This is a genomic window from Candidatus Marivariicella sp. (assembly GCF_983056325.1).
Genome location: NZ_CEZOWA010000003.1, coordinates 60,121 through 78,179, shown reverse-complemented (window position 1 = coordinate 78,179; position 18,059 = coordinate 60,121). Strand labels below are relative to the sequence as shown.

Sequence of the window (18,059 nt, the reverse complement as noted above, 5' to 3'; positions counted from 1 at the left end):
TTTTTAATTATGGCTATTGAAATTGAACGTAAATTTTTAGTTAAAAATCTCAATTTCATAAAAGAGAGTGTTAATGAGGAATCAATCGAGCAAGGTTATTTATCTATAGATCCTCAAAGAACAGTTAGGGTAAGAATTATAAACAATAAAGCTTTTTTAACAATTAAAGGTGAAACTTTTGATAATGGGACCAGCAGAATAGAGGTCGAAAATGAAATTTCATTTAAAGATGCAGCTCAACTTATGAATATGTGTATTGCTGACCCCATAAAAAAAACTAGATATATAATACCGAAAAAAGGATTTATTTATGAAGTTGATGTTTTTAAAGGAAAGCACAAAGGACTCATAGTTGCAGAGATTGAATTAAATTCAATTAATTCAATCTTCCCAAAACCAAAATGGTTAGGTAGAGAAGTTACAGGTGAAATAAAATACTATAATTCCCAATTATAAAATTATTTTTCTGCATAAATTTTGATTGTCTTGTTCCCTTTTGAATCCATATGAGCTCTATACATTCCTTCAGTATTCATTTCCATAGCTACGTTTCCTTGATTATCAAGCGCGATAACTCCTCCATTACCCCCCAATTTTGCTACTTTTTCATGTATAACAATTCTTGCCGACTCTTCAACTGAAATACCCTTATATTCCATTAAAGCTGAGATGTCATATGCAACTACTGAACGAATAAAAAACTCTCCCCAACCAGTGGCAGAAACACCACAAGTTTTATTATTCGCATATGTTCCTGCTCCAATTATAGGGGCATCTCCAATTCGATTCCATTTTTTGTTTGTCATACCTCCAGTAGATGTTCCTGATGAAATATTTCCATTTTGATCAAGTGCAACACATCCTACAGTTCCATATTTTTGAGATAACAAATATTCTTTATCATCTATCGAAGCTGAAGTTTGTCTAGATTTAACTTTTTTTAAAGACTTAAGTCTGCGCTCTGTTATAAAATAACTATTTGGTTCTAACTCCAGTTTTTGACTTAAGGCAAATTCATCGGCTCCGTCCCCAGACAACATGACATGAGGGGAGTTCTCCATAACTGCTATTGCAGCAGAAATAGGATTTTTTATTTTTGAAGCTCCTGAAACAGCACCAGCGTTTAGAGTTAACCCATTCATAAATGAAGCATCAAGCTCCACATTTCCATCAAAATTTAAAACTGCTCCTTTTCCTGCATTAAAGAGTATAGAGTTCTCCATTATATTTATTGTTTTCTCAACAGCTTCTTGACTTGATCCTCCAGCTTCTAAAATTTTATACCCAACACCAATTGCTTCTTCTAACTTATTTAGATATTTAATTTCCATTTCTTGAGACATATTTTTTTTCAAAATAGTTCCAGCTCCTCCATGAATAACAATTGAATATATCTGGGTATTTGTGTCGTTTTTAGAAGAGTTACACGAATAAAATGAAAGTAAAAGAAGTAATAGCTTATAGTTCATGACTTTAATATGTTTATTATTCAAACGTAATAAATATTTTTTTAATACTAACTTTTTTTAAATAGTACTAACTTTGAATCTCATTTAAGTTAATCATTATGAATAAAAATATCTTAAAAGTTTTGGCATCCTTGGGAATTGAAAATAGCCAACTAGGTTGCAGTACTGGCACCAATTGGATTGGATCGGGAGAAATTATTTACACTAACTCACCTGTTGATGGGTTGTCGATGCCTGAAGTTGCAGGCGCGAGTGTTGAAGACTATGAAAAGATAATAGAAAGTGCGGAAAATGCATTTCAAATCTTTAAAAAAATACCAGCACCAAAACGTGGAGATTTGGTAAGGCAGTTTGGAGATGCATTAAGAATTCAAAAAGAAAACTTAGGAAAGTTAGTTTCATATGAAATGGGAAAATCATATCAGGAAGGTCTTGGAGAGGTTCAGGAAATGATTGATATCTGTGAGTTCGCCGTAGGCCTATCTAGGCAGCTCCATGGTCTTACTATGCACTCTGAGAGACCTTTACACAGGATGTATGAACAATACCACCCAATAGGGGTAGTTGGGATTATTTCAGCTTTTAATTTTCCTGTTGCAGTTTGGAGCTGGAATGTGGCTTTAGCATGGATATGTGGAGATGTTTGTCTTTGGAAACCAAGTGAAAAGACACCGCTTTGCAGTATTGCATGCCAAAAAATTATTGAAAGAGTTTTAAGAGAGAATCAAATGCCAGAAGGAATATCATGTTTAGTAAATGGAGATGCTAAAATTGGGGAATGGTTGTCTTCTGATAATAGAATTCCACTTATTTCAGCTACTGGCTCAACTGAGATGGGAAGAAAAGTAAGTGAAACTGTTGGAAGACGCTTAGGTAAAACTTTACTAGAACTTGGAGGCAATAATGCTATTATAATAACTCCAAATGCCGATATTAAAATGACGATAATTGGTGCTGTATTTGGAGCAATCGGAACCTGTGGACAAAGATGTACCTCAACTCGTCGTTTAATTTTACATGAAGATATTTACGATTCTATGATAGAAGCTCTAAAAAAAGCTTATGAACAAATCAAAATAGGGGATCCGTTAGATACAAAAAATCACATGGGACCACTAATTGATAAAAAATCTGTCAATCAATATATTAATGCAATTCATCTTGCTGAAAAAGATGGAGCTAATTGGATAATTAAAGGAGGTCCACTTTCTGGGGTAGGTTACGAAAGTGGTTGTTATGTTTCTCCATCGATAGCTGAAATAAGTGCTGATGCATCGGTAGTTCAAACAGAAACATTTGCACCACTTTTATATGTAATTAAATACTCTGGAAATGTTCAAAACGCAATTGACATTCAAAACAATGTTAAACAAGGTTTATCTTCTGCTATAATGACTCAAAATCTTCTTGAGGCAGAAACTTTCTTATCCCACTGGGGAAGTGATTGTGGTATTGCAAATGTAAATATCGGGACTTCGGGAGCTGAAATTGGAGGGGCTTTTGGAGGTGAAAAAGATACAGGAGGTGGAAGAGAGAGCGGTTCAGACGCATGGAAGGTTTATATGAGAAGACAAACAAATACAATTAATTATTCCTCGGAACTTCCTCTTGCTCAGGGTATCAAATTTGACTTATAAAGTAAAATCAAATATTAACAATCAATGTTTGAATATATAATTAATTTTTGGTCAAATTTTGTCAAAATTATTTTAACCTTAATATTTGTTATCTCAATTTTTGGTTTTTTTTTTAAAAAAATTTATAACCACAATCATTTAAGATATTTTACATTTGGGTTAGTAGCTTCATTAATACAGTTGTTTCTTTCACTATTATTGCTATTTTCAAAGGATTTTGGTTTGTTAAATTTTAAAAAACAAATTATTTATTTTGGCTCAGTTTTTCTGATATTTTTAGGTTGGAAATATCACAATAACAGCGGAGATAGCAGAAAGAAATTTCTAAGAATAATTATTTTTTACGGACTTGGACTTTTAGTATGTCTAATAAATTAGTCAAAACTTATTTATATGTTAAAAAAAATTGAAAATGGAATAGAGGTCATTAATTATAATCTGAGCTGGAAAGTGGGAGTTTTAGGAAGTGGAAGTTGGGCAACTGCTTTAATTAAAATTCTCACAGAAAACAAAAGAAAAGTAAACTGGTATGTTAGAAATAGTGAGGATATTTCAAAAATAAAAAAAAATGGTCTTAATCCTAAATATTTAGATTCTACAAAACTTAAAGTTCGTAGGCTAAATATTAGCTCTAATATAAATGAAATAGTTCAAGAGTCGGAAGTTATAATAGTCGCTATTCCTTCAGTTTATGCTTTTGAAGAACTAAATAAAATAAATATTGATGTTAGTAGAAAAATTTTTGTGTCAGCTATAAAGGGTGTTATACCTGAAAAAATGAAAATTTTAGGGACTTTTTTGCATGATCATTTTAAAATTTCATATGATCAAATTGGTGTTATATCAGGACCATGTCATGCTGAAGAAATAGCAATGGAAAAACTTTCATATTTAACTTTTTCATGTATTAATAATATAACTGCTAAAGTTATATCTAGGTGGCTCAAATGCAAATATGTAAGAGTTTCGATTTCAGACGATATTATCGGAACTGAGTATGCAGCAATGTTAAAAAATTGTTATGCAATAGCCGCAGGAATTTCACATGGACTAGGTTATGGAGATAATTTTACAAGTATTCTTATGAGTAATTCAATAAGAGAAATGAAAAAATTTATTAAGAATGTTTATAAAATGAAAAGAAATATTAATAACTCGGCGTATCTAGGAGATTTGTTAGTAACAGGCTATTCTTCCTTTAGTCGAAATAGAAAACTAGGAGTTATGCTTGGTAAAGGATATAAAATAAATGACATTTTGATAGAAATGAATATGATTGCAGAAGGATATTATGGATCAAAATCTGCATTTCAGATGAATAAAAAATTTAGAACTAAAATTCCTATATTAAATGCAGTATATTCAATACTTTACGAGAATTCAAATCCCAAAAAAGTTTTTAAAAAGTTGGAGTCTAAACTAGATTAAATAGATGACTTAAATTGTTTCAAAAATCTTAAATCATTCTCAAAAAACATTCTAATATCATTTATCTGATATAAAAGCATTGCAATTCTTTCAATTCCCATTCCAAAAGCATACCCAGAATACTTTTCGGGATCAATACCACAATTGATCAATACATTTGGATCGACCATTCCACATCCCATAATTTCTAACCAACCGGTACCTTTTGTAATTCTTCTATCAATCTCTGTTTCCAAACCCCAATAAATGTCAACCTCAGCACTTGGTTCAGTGAAAGGGAAATAAGATGGACGTAATCTAATAATTGATTTACCAAACAATGCTTTAGTAAAATATTCAAGAGTTTGCTTTAGGTCAGCAAATGAAACTTCTTTGTTAATATACAAACCCTCAACTTGATGAAATATACAATGAGATCTTGATGATATTGCTTCATTTCTAAAAACACGACCCGGCGATAGTATACGAATTGGAGGCTCGTTATTTTCCATATATCTTACCTGAACAGATGAAGTGTGTGTTCGAAGTAATATATCTGGATTAGTTTTAATAAAAAAGGTGTCCTGCATATCTCTAGCAGGATGGTGTTCTGGAAGGTTTAGTGCCGAAAAGTTATGCCAGTCATCTTCAATTTCCGGTCCATCTGACAAATTAAAACCAATTTGTGAAAAGATTGAAATAATTCGATTCTTAACAATTGACAAAGGGTGTCTTGACCCTGAATCAAAGTCTAATCCTGGACGAAATAAATCCCCATTTACTCCCTCTTCATTATTTGAATTTAACACCCCTTTAAGGTGTTTTATTTTTTCAGTTACAGCATTTTTAAGAATGTTTAATTCTTTTCCAAACTCCTTCTTATCATCTATTGACACATTTCTAAAAGAGGTAAAGAATTTATTTAAAACTCCCTTTTTTCCTAAATATTCTATTCTAAATAATTCAAGATCAGATAGGTTTTCTGTTTCAAAATCATTTACTTTTTTTAAATGTTTTTTTACCTCTTCTATCATTTTATAAAAGTACAGATTCTATTAATTATAACAACCTTATTTAGCATAGTAATTATTTTTACATCATATATTTAATTTATAAAACAAATTTAGTTTTCTATTCAATCAATTCTTAAATTTAAAAAAAATCAATATGAATGTTAACTGGATTGACCTTGTGTTTTTATGCCTGTTTATTTATGGATCATTTTCAGGCTTTAAAAAAGGTCTAATTAGAGAAGTTGCCAGTTTAGCTAGTTTATTTATAAGTATAATTAGTGTGTATTATTTTTCAAATCAATTATCCATATTAATTGAAAATATTTTAAATATTTCGACAGGTGTTGCATATGTAATTTCGTGTCTAATAATTTTCCTTACAACCATCTATTTGGTTTCTTATTTTGCAAAATTAATAACCAAGGCTGTTAATGTAGCTCCAATAGGTATAATAAATCGAATAGCTGGATTCATATTTGGTTTATCTAAATGGGTGGTTATTTCATCCTGTTTAATCTTTATAACAATCAAAATATTTTTCTCTAATGAGATTAGCAAGCAATTAAAAATTGATTTAATGGAAAATTCACTAATACTTGAACCTCTTTCAGGAATAGGCTCATTTATTTTTAGCAAAATAAATAGCACCTCTATTGAAGAGGAATGGAAATATTTATAAGGGTTTGATATTATTTTCAACAACCCAGCCTTCAGATCCATTTCTTAATCTTATTTTATTCCACCCCTTCAATTTGTCCATTAATTCAACCTTAGTTCCCTCATGTAAAGTAAATATTTCTTCATCTCTAATATTAGGTTCAGAAAAAACAGACAACTCTTTAGAAAAAATAATTCCATTTTTCTGCTCATTTATTTTTTTTGATTCCTTCCAAATCAAATTAGAAGTTAAAAATGAAATAATAATAAGAAAAAATGATAATGAAAAATAAGCTCTTTTGTAGATTGGATTGTTAGAAAATAAGTATAAAATAGACGAAATAAAAAATGATAACATTAAACTAATTAAAATAAATGACCAAACTCTAATTGAGAATAAAGAAACAAGATAGTTTATGTTATTTTGAAATTGTGTTTTTGGAAGCTCTTCAATATCATCTAATATCATGTTTTTTGCAAATGATAAATTTTTAAGTATTCCAATGTCATTTGGAGAAAGGAGAAGTGATTTTTCGAAATAGAAATTACTGTTGGCTATATCATTTAATTTATAGTATGAATTTCCCATATTAAAATATAATTCCGAGCTATGTAAATTATTTTCTAATATTTTATTGAATTCCATTATGGCTAACTCAAATTCTCCATCATTGTATAATTGATTTCCCCTTTCAAATAATAATTCAGGGGATTGTGACAATCCAATATGACACATAAAAAAAATCGTATAAAAAGAATTCATTACATTATATTTCATTATCTAGTTTTTCAATAATATCAATTGCAGAATAGTAGTCTTGTTTCATTTTAACATTGGTTATTTTAGAATATCTGGCCATATCACAGTTATCCAGAATAATCATAAAAGAATCTATAGTTGAAGTATTTGCCCCTTTTTTAACTAGTGAATTTACCACTATATCTCTTTGAATATCAACAGTTTCGATTCTGAGTTTTGCTTTTAAATAGTTGTGAAATGCTTTTTCTAAAGAATCATAAAATTCTGGTTTATTATTAATATGTTTTTTTGCATTTCCCAAAAACTTTATTGCAAGCTTACTTCTTCTTTTTAACTTTAGATCATTTTCATCAAAAGTTCTAGATTTCAACAATTTTCTGATTAAAATAATAATTGGTAGAAGAACTAGAGGGGAAAAAACTATGAACCAAAAAATTGATTTATTCCAAAATTCTACTTTATTTATTGGAGTAAATTTTGATTTCAATTTTATAAAACCAAAAGCACCATCAGTACTTATTTTTAAATCTTGATCGATTTTTTCTTGAGATTTAATTGAATTAGAGAGAGAGCTATTTCCGTAAACATCGACTACATAGTCAATTGAATTTAGAGTTACGTACGACTCTTTATTTGGGTCAAAATAGGTGAATTCAATTTGAGGAATTGGGTATTTCCCTTGAACTTGAGGAACCATTGTATATGTGTTTTGAATTGTTCCTTCCATACCAGAAAGTGTTGTCTTTATTTCTTCTTTATACTCTGGCTCAAAAAGTTCTATAGAGCTTGGAGCCTTTATTTTTGGAAGTTTGAAAAGCTTTAAATTTCCTTTTCCTGAAACTTTAACTACTGATTGAAACGATTCTTGTGCTTTGAGAGATTTTTTATTGATCAAAAAATCTAGTTTAAAATCTCCTACTGCTCCTGAAAATTCACTTGGCTTATTTTCATCAGGCAGTTCTTTAACATTTAAAATACGTTTTCCTGCATTAACAGATCTTGAAACTTGTTTATAAATGGTATTTCCAAAGAAATCTCTACGCTTTGTGGGGATTTCAATAACTAAACTCAAAGCAAGAGGTTCTATAACCAGCTTTCCTGTTTTTTGAGAATATAAAATAGATTTTTTCCACACTACTTGATTATAGGATTCTCCCTTATATGATCCAGATTCAACTTTTAACTGTGGTATTTTAATTGAACTACTCCAAAAGTCACTAAATTTAGGACTCTGGATTTCACGGGCATCAGAAATTTTAATTGGATCTCTAAAATATAACTTGTAAACAACTGTAATTGCCTCATTTAGATAAGGGTCAATTTTGGATATTTCCGCAACAAGATGCATGTTTTCATCTGCTAAATATTCAACACTTGATGAGCCTGATGGCTTAGCGACAGAAGATGATACCTCAACTGAAACAGGATCTGTCTCATATTTACTGCCTTCAAAGCTAATCTGTGCAGCTCCAATTTTATATATTCCTTTTTTTTTGGGAGCTAGAAAATATGTAAAAGTTTTTGAAAAAGATCTTTTACCATTAATCCATGAGTTACTAACGGATTGATTTGGACCTCCCACAAGATTAAAATCTTCAAATGAAGGGGGAGTGAAATTATCTCCGTTTTGATTCATCACAAAATCAAGTCTGAGTCTTTCATTCACTGCTAGCTTTTTCTTACTAACTCTTAGATCAAAATCAATCTGAGCATTAATATATAGACCCGATAATAATAAGTATATGAATATTATTTTTCGCATTTTGCTACCAATCTTTTTTAGTTTTTATAGGCTTACCTTTTACTTTTTTAGCATTGATTTTATCTTGTACTTTGTTCTCTAGATTATTCATAGCTTCAAGAAGACTTTTAACTTGCTCCGGAGATAGTTGACCTGGTTTTCTTTTTTTGTTTTGATCGGACTTATCAGAAGAATTATTGTTTTTATCATCAGACTGGTTTGAATCTTTATTTTCTTTATCGGACTTATCGTCTTTATCATCTTTTTCTTCCCCTTTGTTTTCATCTTCACCAGATGGATTTTTATTATCTCCCTTTTCTTTTTTTTCATCATTCTTCTTTTCATCATTTTTTTTGTTAGAATCATTATCTTTCTCTTTATTTTCTTTTTCTAAAAGAGATTTTGCAAGAGCATAATTATATCTGGTTTCGTCGTCTGAGGGGTTATTTCTTAATGCACTTTTATAAGATTCTACTGCTTTTTCATATTCCTTTTTTTTCATGTAAACATTACCCATGTTATGAAGTGCAGCATGCTTTTCACTTTTATTACTAGAAAATTTTTGTGTTATAAAAAATTGTTGAGCGGCTTCATCATATGCATTTGCCTGATATTGAGTATTTCCTAAGTTAAATAGAGCTTTTGGAGATTTGGGGGCTCTCGTAAGAGCAAGACGATAGTTCATTTCTGCTCCTAAATAGTCTTCTTTTTTAACTTTTTCGTTCCCTTCATATAAATCATTCTCAATTAAATTTTTTTGAGAAAACAAAGAACAGCTAACGAGTAATAATATTATGTATAATATCTTCATATCATTTTTTTTCATTAAAAAGATTTAATTTTTTTAACCACATAGTCTCTTTTTCAAAAACGAACAACTCCATTAAAAGTAGAATAAATGCTGCAAAAATAAATGGCTGAAACTGATCTTTATAACTAACAAAATTTTTGGCTTCAAATTCTTTTTTCTCTAAATTTTTTAAAACCTCCGAAACAAATTCTATAACCTCTTTTGTATTGTTTGCATCAATATATTTTCCATTAGCGTTTTCCGAAATTTCTTTTAATATTTTACTGTTTCTTTTTGTTATAACAACTTCATTGTTTTCGTCTTTTTTATAGCTTTCCAATACTCCATTTATTTTAATTGGAATTGGACTTCCCGATTCAGTCCCAATTCCAAAAGTAAAAATTTTAATTCCTTCAGAAGCAGCTTTAATTGATGCACTTCCTGCTTCTTCAGAATGATCTTCTCCATCAGAAAAAATAAAGACAACCCTATTTGTCTGATCATTGTCATTAAAATATGTAGAAGAAAGGTCTAAAGCCGAATTAAGAGCAGTTCCTTGAGACGATAGCATATCTGTGTTTAAGCTTCTCAGGAAAATCTTACCGGCATTATAATCTGTGGTTATTGGTAATTGTGGTATTGCTTGGTTTGCATATGCTATAATTCCTATTCTATCACCAACCAAGTTATTTATAATTTCTGAAACAAGCCTTTTGGCTTTTTCAATTCGATTTGGAGCAACATCCTCGGCTAGCATACTTTTTGACACATCTACTGCAAAAACTAAATCTACACCTTCCCTTTTTACAGTTTCTAGTTCTGTTCCCATTTTCGGATTGATTAATGCTATAATTAAAAAAATTAAAGAAAAAATTAAAAGAAAAAACTTAAAAAAATACTTAAACTTTGAGCGATTAGGACTTAAATAATTTATCATTTTTATACCAATAAATTTTTTTTGGGTATTTGATTTCCATCTTACAATCCATAAATAGAGAACTAGAAGAATTGGGATTATAATAAAAAGGTATATGTAAGAGGGTTCATCTAGTAAATACATAATCTATATAAAACTTCTAAAAATTGTGTTACGTAGTATAAACTCCAATATAATAAATGTTAAAGCTAAAAAAAGAAAAGGGCGATACTTCTCATTAAAATTAGTGTACTTGAATTCTTCTATTTCTGTTTTTTCAAGCTTATTAATTATGGAGTAAATCTGTTTTAATTTTTTATTATCTGTTGCTCTAAAATATTGACCGCCTGTCATATCAGCAATAGATTGTAGTAACTTTTCATCAATTTCAACTTTAGTCATACCATATTGAAATCTACCATTAGGCAAAATACCTATTGGTGCCTTAGCCATCCCATTACTTCCAAGTCCAATCGTATATGTTTTAATTTCATATTCTGCAGCAAGTTCGGACGCGATTTTGGGATCGATAAAACCTGAATTATTAACTCCATCTGTCAAAAGTATAATCACCTTACTTTTAGCTCTACTATCCTTTAGCCTGTTGACAGAAGTAGCTAATCCCATTCCAATTGCAGTACCATCCTCAATTAATCCCTGATATTGAATGCTAGACAAGCTATTTTTAACTATGATCTTATCACTTGTTATAGGCGTAAGGGTGTAACTTTCTCCGGCATATACTACCAATCCTATTCGATCTGATATCCTGTCGTCAATGAAATCTGAAGCTACCTTTTTTAAAGCATTAAGACGATTCGGCTTTAAGTCTTGAGCCAGCATACTAGACGAAACATCAATCGCCATAACAATATCTATTCCTTTATTTGTTTTACTTTTAAATGATGTTTCGGTTGTTTGTGGCCTAGCTAAGGCAACTATGAGTAATGATAGTGACAATAGCCTTAAAATAAAAAGTATTGGCCTTAAGTATACTCTAAATGTTTTTTTCTTAATAGCATTTAAAGTTGACAATTGAAGATGAACCTGTTTGTTTTTATGAGAATATATTTCCCAAATAACTAAGCCTGGGAATAAACTAAATAGCCAGAAAAAGTCCAAATTCAAAAAGGATATATTATCAAACATTTTTCTAAAGTTTTTTAATTAATTCAATACTATTAATTATTTTTTCACTTATTTCCTCTCCATAACGATCCTCTTTATCATGAATTAAAGTTAAACTAACTTTCCCTTCCTTATAATCAACAATTAAAGTTGTAAAATATCGCCTAATCATTTTATCATTTTTAGTTTCTGTAAAATCAAGAGTTCCTGATATTTTTAGAGTAGGCATGCCAGAGGGTGTCTCAAAGTTATCTGCATCCATCAATATATTTACAGCTCCTTGACTTTTATATCTACTAATTGTTTGATCCAAAATTTTTTGAGTTTGTTCCTCTCCACTTGTATCTTTATTTTCATCTAAGTTTTCGGATATATTATTATTTTTCTTTTTTTCAAAAAGTAATTCAATATAATATCTTGATTGAATACTATCCATTATAAAAAGAGTAGATGTTTTTGGGGTAATTATTTTTCTTTCTAAAATTTTTGGAGTTAAAAGTTTTATTGGAGGTGATCCATACTGAGAATTGTACCATTTATTGCTAATTAGCTTTTTAGTTGGATATCCTAGTAATGTGTCACGAACTGGAAAGTATCCATAAATTGATACTAACGAAATAATCGAAACTAAAACAAGAGTAAATATTGAGATTGAAACCCATTTAAGTATATTTTTATATTTTCTTTTTCTTAAGATATCCTCATAAACTTTTTTAGCTTTTAGCTCTTCATTTGTTGGCTCGGGTAAAGCTTCTTTAGTCTCGACAACCATCTCTTCTGCTAATTTTGTATCTAACTTAAAAGATTCAGATTCGGGAATAGCTCGAGCAAATTTTACTAAATCGGCGGTTTCAAGAACAGTTTTTAAATTTTTAATCGTTGTTTGTTCCAAATCTAATTTTCCTCTTTTCTTGTATAATTCTAATTTTAGCAGAAGTTGATCTGAAGTACTTTCAAGGGCATCAATGTTTACCTCTTCCTCTAGGTATCTCCTAACAACGTCAGTTAATTTAGAGTAATATTTTTTAAAGTCCACGCGGGTTTTGGGATTTTTTTTCTCTAACTCTTTTAGAGCTTTTATAGCCTTTTCAAAAGGAGGAATCGTTTTTTTTCTTTCCGATATTTGTCTTTGATATATTATAAATAAATAAATAATACTAATAAAAATAGTAGTGATTAGAAATGCATAAACTATTCTTTGTATTAAATTATCATAGTTTTTTTTAACTATGTTAATTGGTTTAATCTGAAAAAGATTCTGCTTAAGGGTGTCAATAGCTATATCTTTTACTTGAATCATTATAGAGTCTGTAAGTTTTGAAAAACCATTAATCAAAACTCGCTGGGGTGGAATATGATAATAGCCCGAATCAAATTGAATTAGGGCGTATCTTTTAGTTAATAAATATCTGTTTTGAATTTTTTGAGTATCAGTTGGGAAAATTTCTAAAAGTTCCATTGGAGCTATTTGTAATTTCTCCGGAAATTCAATTCTTTTGACTGAGTCAACTTCTATATTTAAAAAAAAATTAATTTGCTCTCCAATGTTGATTGTATTGGAGACTACTCCAGAATTGACTTTTGGAATATTTTGAGAATTAACTAATCCAAATACTGAAAAAAACATAAAGAATCTAATGAAAATCATCTATTTAGTTCTTTTTTTAAAATAGCCTAATAGTTTTTTAACATAGCTTTCTGATAATCCAAAACTAATAGACCCAGCTCCATTTTTATTAAATAAAGTTGAGAAGTTCTCAGCATTCTGGGAATATCCAACCGAGTAAGATTCACGAATTGATCTAGAATCAGTATCTACCCATGTAAGATCTTTTGTTTCTGAATCCATCATTGGAATCAGACCCATTTTGGGTATATAAGTTTCTAATTTGTCATAAATTCTAATCCCTGTTAAGTCGTGTTTTTTTGCAGCTATCTTTAAATTCTTTTCGTAATTAGAATCTATAAAATCTGATAAAAGAAATACAATTGCTTTTTTCTTTAAAATACTTGATAAAAACGCTAATGCATCTCCAATATTTGTTAAATTATTAGTGGGCTGAAATTCAAGTAATTCCCTAATAATTCTTAAAACATGAGAACGTCCTTTTTTTGGTGGTATGTATAATTCAATTTTACCAGAGAACATAATTACTCCTACTTTATCATTATTTTGAAGTGCAGAAAACGCTAAAGTTGCAGCAACCTCAGTTATTACCTCGCGTTTTGTTTGAGTTTGTGAACCAAAAGATTCAGATCCACTAATGTCTATCAAAAGCATTAAAGTGAGCTCTCTTTCTTCTTCAAAAACCTTAATAAAAGGACTATTATATCGAGCTGTTACGTTCCAATCAATTGCCCTGACATCATCTCCAAACTCATACTGCCTTACTTCACTAAAGGTCATGCCCCTTCCTTTAAAAGTACTATGATATTCTCCACCAAATAAATGGTTGCTTAATCTTCGAGTTTTTATCTCGATTTTACGAACTTTTTTTAAAAGTGCTTTGGTATCCATAAAATTAAATTATCCCTTAGGGAACCTCTACTTCATTTACTATTTGACTAATTATTTCTTCAGTGCTAATATTTTCGGCCTCAGCTTCATATGTTAATCCTATTCTATGTCGAAGAACATCATAAATCACAGCCCTAATATCCTCAGGAATAACATAACCTCGATGTTTTAAAAATGCGTGACATTTTGCAGCTGTTGCTAAATTAATACTTCCCCTGGGGGATGATCCAAAACTGATAAGTGGTTTAAGTTTACTTAAATTATAATTCTCAGGGTATCGAGTACAGAAAATTAAATCAAGTATGTATTTTTCGATTTTTTCGTCCATGTAAACTAATCTGACAGATTTTTGAGCACTAAGAATTTGTTTTGTTGTAACAACAGGCTTTATTTTTTCGAATGATCCTTTTAAATTTGAACGAACAATTAATCTTTCATCTTCGATTTCTGGATAATCAATTATTGTTTTTAGCATAAATCTATCAACCTGAGCTTCAGGAAGTGGATATGTTCCTTCCTGTTCAACTGGATTTTGAGTTGCCATTACTAAAAATGGCTCAGTTAGTTTAAACGTCGTATCTCCAATTGTTACTTGTTTTTCTTGCATCGCTTCCAAAAGTGCTGATTGAACTTTTGCTGGAGCACGGTTTATTTCATCAGCCAAAACAAAGTTTGCAAATACAGGACCTTTTTTTATTGAAAAATCATTTTCTTTCATGTTAAATATCATTGTCCCTACAACGTCAGCTGGAAGAAGGTCTGGTGTAAATTGAATACGACTAAAACTGCCTTTAACCGCTTGGCTAAGAGTGTTTATTGCTAAAGTTTTTGCTAAACCTGGAACTCCTTCTAATAAAACATGCCCTCTACCTAAAAGGCCAATTAAAAGTCTTTCAATCATAGTTTTTTGACCAACAATAACCTTATTCATTTCCAAAGTAAGAATATCGACAAATGCACTTTCTTTTTCAATGATTTCATTAATCGAATTAATATCCATGTTATTATTTTCCATGATATTTATAATATTTATAATTTATGAAACAAAAATGAAGATTAATTTCAGAAAATGTTGTTAATAATTGGTTAAAAAATAGTTGGAGCTAAAATTATATAGGAATAAAGTATTGCTATTTTAGAAGAAAATAGCTGATCTTAAAATAAGATATAGCTTTCAAATAATGTAAACTCTCTTTTAATATAAATAGAGTTAAGCCTAATCAAGAATATCTAATCTAAATGAATACTGTTGAAAAAAGGTTTTATCACATATAAAAACTAGTACTATAGAGTCTATGAAAAAAAAAGTAATTTTAATAACAGGTGCAAGTAGTGGAATTGGCTGGTCCACAGCAGAAAAATTAGCAGAAAAAGAACATATTTTAGTGCTGTGTGGAAGAAATAAAGATAAACTAGAAGAATTATCAAATACTTTGAAAACAGATACACTTATTTTAACTTTTGATATTAGAAATAAAGACGATGTTTTCAAATCCATATCCTCAATTCCAAAAAAATTCAAAGATATAGATGTATTAATTAATAATGCCGGAAACGCTCATGGACTAGCTTTGGCACACGAATCCAATATCTCCGACTGGGAGTCAATGATCGATGGAAACGTAAAAGGTCTTCTGTATGTTACAAAAGCAATTTTAAATGGCATGGTTAGAAAGAAGTCAGGTCAGATAATTAATATTGGATCGATTGCTGGCAAGGAATCTTATCCAAAGGGAAATGTTTATTGTGCAAGTAAAGCTGCCGTAGAAAAGTTTACAGAAGGCCTTCGTTTAGACTTAAATCCTTTTGGAATAAGAGTTGGAGCAATAAACCCAGGATTAGTAGAAACAAATTTTTCAAATATTAGATTCAAAGGAGATACAGAAAGAGCTAGAAAAGTATATGAAGGTTATACTCCTCTTTCATCAGAGGATGTCGCAGACGGAATATGCTATATGATAGATGCTCCAAAACACGTTAACATAGCAGATTTAACAATTCTACCTACTGATCAAGCTGGTGCATATGTTTTAAATAAATCAACTTAATACTCATCTAGACCCTCTGGATATAAAAAATGATTATATGGAAATCTTGTAATATGAATATCTCTTATCGTTTTATAAGTATCTATTCTAAACTTTTTGAAATTGTCTTTCTGTAAAGCCGATATAAATAAACTCTTACCATTACTTTGGCTTACCCACGAAGTTTCTAACTCCTCTAAAGTATAATTCTTTTTTGTTCTTGTATTGATTAAATCGTCTGGATCCCAGGGTTCAGGGTTGTAGGCATCAATCTTGTTAAATATCATTAAAGTGGGTTTATTTATACTTTTTATTTCAAGTAATATTTTATTTACAGATTCAATGTGATCTTCGAAATTAGGATGAGATATATCTACAACATGTAATAGTAAATCAGCTTCTTGAACCTCGTCAAGTGTACTTTTAAATGACTCGATTAATTGTGTTGGAAGCTTTCTAATGAAGCCTACTGTATCACTTAGTAAAAAAGGAAGATTACCAATCACTACTTTTCTAACGGTTGTATCCAATGTAGCAAAAAGCTTGTTCTCTGCAAAAACATCACTTTTTGAAATCACATTCATTATTGTTGATTTACCAACATTTGTATAACCAACCAAAGCTACCCTGACAAGTTCTCCTCTATTTCCTCTTTGAGTAGCCATTTGCTTATCAATCAATAATAACTTTTTTCTTAAAAGAGCTATTTTATCTCTTACAATTCTTCTATCTGTTTCAATTTCAGTTTCTCCAGGGCCTCTCATCCCTATACCTCCTTTTTGTCTTTCGAGATGAGTCCATAAACCCTTAAGTCGTGGGAGCAAATACTTGTATTGAGCTAATTCTACTTGGGTTCGAGCATAACTTGTTTTCGCTCGTTGTGCAAATATATCAAGTATTAAACCTGTACGATCTAGTATTTTACATCGAAGAACTTTTTCAATATTATTTTGTTGAGCAGGAGATAATTCATCATCAAAAATAACAGTGCTTACATCATTTTCTGTAACAAAAACCTCAACTTCATTTAATTTGCCGCTTCCTATAAAAGTTTTTGGATTAGGTAAATTTATTTTTTGAGTAAACCTCTTTATTACCTTGCCACCAGCTGTATATGATAAGAACTCGAGCTCATCTATATATTCGGATGATTTTTCCTCATTTTGATCAGAAGTTATAACTCCAACCAAGACTGTATTTTCATAGACCAATGATTTTTCTTCAATCATTATTTATTTTCCATGGTTTTAATATTAGTTTATCATTACTAAATTCAGCAAATGTAAAGTGATTGATCCAGTCTCCAAGGTTAATATAACGAGATTTTTCAATTGGTAGATCTAACGGAAGATGTCTATGACCAAAAATATAAAAATTCATAAATTTTTCTTTTTGTTTTCTTAAAACATATTGATAAATAATTTCGTTTTCAGGTCCGTTGTATTTTACATCCTCATCTCCAGAAATCAATTTATTATTTATTGAAAGGTACTGGGCAAATTTTACTCCAATATCAGGATGAATCCATCTAAATAAAAATTTTGATATCGGGTTAGTAAAGAGTTTTTTCATTCTTTTATAGCCATAATCACCAGGACCAAGACCGTCACCGTGTCCTATTAGGAATGACTTCCCGTTTAAACTAAATTCTTGAGGTTTAAAAAAAACTTGTATCCCTAATTCATCAATAAAATAGTTCTCCATCCACAAATCGTGGTTTCCTACGAAAAAATATATTGGAATACCCTTATCAGAGAGATTACCTAACTTTCCAAGAACTCTAACAAATCCTTTTGGAACAACAGATTTATACTCAAACCAAAAATCAAAAAGATCTCCTAATAAAAATAAAGCACCAACATCTTTTTCAATATAATTGAGCCATTTTAAAAATTTTTCTTCTCTAATTTTACTAGAAGCTATTGATGGAGCACCAAGATGTTGATCTGATGCAAAGTAGATTTTTTTGGTTTTAGGAAAAGATAAAGTTTTCATT

The 18,059-nt window shown here is 30.0% G+C and carries 17 protein-coding genes; 5 read left to right on the top strand and 12 right to left on the bottom strand.

All coding sequences use genetic code 11. The annotated features are described in order from the left end of the window. The first annotated feature begins 9 nt into the window (after window positions 1-9). Window positions 10-456 (top strand): CYTH domain-containing protein, encoded by a 447-nt coding sequence (locus AC3ATN_RS01700; protein ID WP_487531485.1) that lies wholly within the window; start codon window positions 10-12, stop codon window positions 454-456. A 2-nt stretch (window positions 457-458) separates the two neighbouring features. Here AC3ATN_RS01700 and AC3ATN_RS01695 read toward each other — a convergent pair whose 3' ends face one another. Then, window positions 459-1,469, bottom strand: coding sequence for an isoaspartyl peptidase/L-asparaginase family protein (locus AC3ATN_RS01695; RefSeq protein ID WP_487531484.1), 1,011 nt, complete (start codon window positions 1,467-1,469; stop codon window positions 459-461). 98 nt (window positions 1,470-1,567) lie between these two features. Between AC3ATN_RS01695 and amaB the strand changes: the two genes are divergently transcribed. Then, the gene (gene amaB, locus AC3ATN_RS01690; protein WP_487531483.1) at window positions 1,568-3,106 is read left to right on the top strand and encodes an L-piperidine-6-carboxylate dehydrogenase; all 1,539 of its coding nucleotides are present in this window, start codon (window positions 1,568-1,570) and stop codon (window positions 3,104-3,106) included. Window positions 3,107-3,499: 393 nt separating this feature from the next. Beyond that, a complete protein-coding gene (locus AC3ATN_RS01685) occupies window positions 3,500-4,534 on the top strand; it encodes an NAD(P)H-dependent glycerol-3-phosphate dehydrogenase (protein ID WP_487531482.1) in 1,035 nt (344 codons plus the stop codon). Here AC3ATN_RS01685 and pheS read toward each other — a convergent pair. After that, window positions 4,531-5,547 (bottom strand): phenylalanine--tRNA ligase subunit alpha, encoded by a 1,017-nt coding sequence (pheS, locus tag AC3ATN_RS01680; RefSeq protein WP_487531481.1) that lies wholly within the window; start codon window positions 5,545-5,547, stop codon window positions 4,531-4,533. The genes AC3ATN_RS01685 and pheS overlap by 4 nt on opposite strands. A 133-nt stretch (window positions 5,548-5,680) precedes the next feature. Here pheS and AC3ATN_RS01675 point away from each other — a divergent pair, with 133 nt between their 5' ends. Next, complete coding sequence (locus tag AC3ATN_RS01675) at window positions 5,681-6,205, top strand: CvpA family protein (protein WP_487531480.1); 525 nt, start codon at window positions 5,681-5,683, stop codon at window positions 6,203-6,205. On the opposite strand, the gene AC3ATN_RS01670 is transcribed toward AC3ATN_RS01675, so the two are convergent. The 8 genes from AC3ATN_RS01670 to AC3ATN_RS01635 all read right to left on the bottom strand — a co-directional run bounded on the left by AC3ATN_RS01670 (window position 6,200) and on the right by AC3ATN_RS01635 (window position 15,051). Continuing rightward, entirely contained in the window at window positions 6,200-6,961 is a 762-nt protein-coding gene (locus AC3ATN_RS01670; RefSeq protein WP_487531479.1) for a tetratricopeptide repeat protein, read from the bottom strand. The two genes, AC3ATN_RS01675 and AC3ATN_RS01670, sit on opposite strands and share 6 nt — an antisense overlap. Beyond that, a complete protein-coding gene (locus AC3ATN_RS01665) occupies window positions 6,951-8,705 on the bottom strand; it encodes a BatD family protein (RefSeq protein ID WP_487531478.1) in 1,755 nt (584 codons plus the stop codon). The genes AC3ATN_RS01670 and AC3ATN_RS01665 overlap by 11 nt, the downstream gene beginning before the upstream one ends. Before the next feature lie 4 nt (window positions 8,706-8,709). Beyond that, window positions 8,710-9,510, bottom strand: coding sequence for a tetratricopeptide repeat protein (locus AC3ATN_RS01660; protein ID WP_487531477.1), 801 nt, complete (start codon window positions 9,508-9,510; stop codon window positions 8,710-8,712). Continuing rightward, window positions 9,497-10,303: a VWA domain-containing protein gene (locus tag AC3ATN_RS01655; RefSeq protein WP_487531476.1), complete on the bottom strand. Its 807-nt coding sequence runs from the start codon at window positions 10,301-10,303 to the stop codon at window positions 9,497-9,499. Before AC3ATN_RS01655 ends, AC3ATN_RS01660 begins: the two co-directional genes overlap by 14 nt. A 234-nt stretch (window positions 10,304-10,537) precedes the next feature. After that, window positions 10,538-11,539 (bottom strand): vWA domain-containing protein, encoded by a 1,002-nt coding sequence (locus tag AC3ATN_RS01650; RefSeq protein WP_487531475.1) that lies wholly within the window; start codon window positions 11,537-11,539, stop codon window positions 10,538-10,540. A 4-nt stretch (window positions 11,540-11,543) separates the two neighbouring features. Continuing rightward, window positions 11,544-13,166 (bottom strand): hypothetical protein, encoded by a 1,623-nt coding sequence (locus AC3ATN_RS01645; protein WP_487531474.1) that lies wholly within the window; start codon window positions 13,164-13,166, stop codon window positions 11,544-11,546. Beyond that, the gene (locus AC3ATN_RS01640; protein ID WP_487531473.1) at window positions 13,167-14,036 is read right to left on the bottom strand and encodes a DUF58 domain-containing protein; all 870 of its coding nucleotides are present in this window, start codon (window positions 14,034-14,036) and stop codon (window positions 13,167-13,169) included. 16 nt (window positions 14,037-14,052) lie between these two features. After that, complete coding sequence (locus tag AC3ATN_RS01635; RefSeq protein ID WP_487531471.1) at window positions 14,053-15,051, bottom strand: AAA family ATPase; 999 nt, start codon at window positions 15,049-15,051, stop codon at window positions 14,053-14,055. A gap of 280 nt (window positions 15,052-15,331) precedes the next feature. Here AC3ATN_RS01635 and AC3ATN_RS01630 point away from each other — a divergent pair, with 280 nt between their 5' ends. Beyond that, complete coding sequence (locus tag AC3ATN_RS01630) at window positions 15,332-16,084, top strand: SDR family NAD(P)-dependent oxidoreductase (protein WP_487531470.1); 753 nt, start codon at window positions 15,332-15,334, stop codon at window positions 16,082-16,084. Here AC3ATN_RS01630 and hflX read toward each other — a convergent pair. Continuing rightward, window positions 16,081-17,292: a GTPase HflX gene (gene hflX, locus AC3ATN_RS01625; RefSeq protein ID WP_487531469.1), complete on the bottom strand. Its 1,212-nt coding sequence runs from the start codon at window positions 17,290-17,292 to the stop codon at window positions 16,081-16,083. The two genes, AC3ATN_RS01630 and hflX, sit on opposite strands and share 4 nt — an antisense overlap. After that, window positions 17,285-18,058 carry a UDP-2,3-diacylglucosamine diphosphatase gene (locus tag AC3ATN_RS01620; RefSeq protein WP_487531468.1) on the bottom strand — a complete coding sequence of 258 codons (774 nt, stop codon included), beginning with the start codon at window positions 18,056-18,058 and terminating at the stop codon, window positions 17,285-17,287. The genes hflX and AC3ATN_RS01620 overlap by 8 nt, the downstream gene beginning before the upstream one ends. Window position 18,059 lies beyond the last annotated feature (1 nt).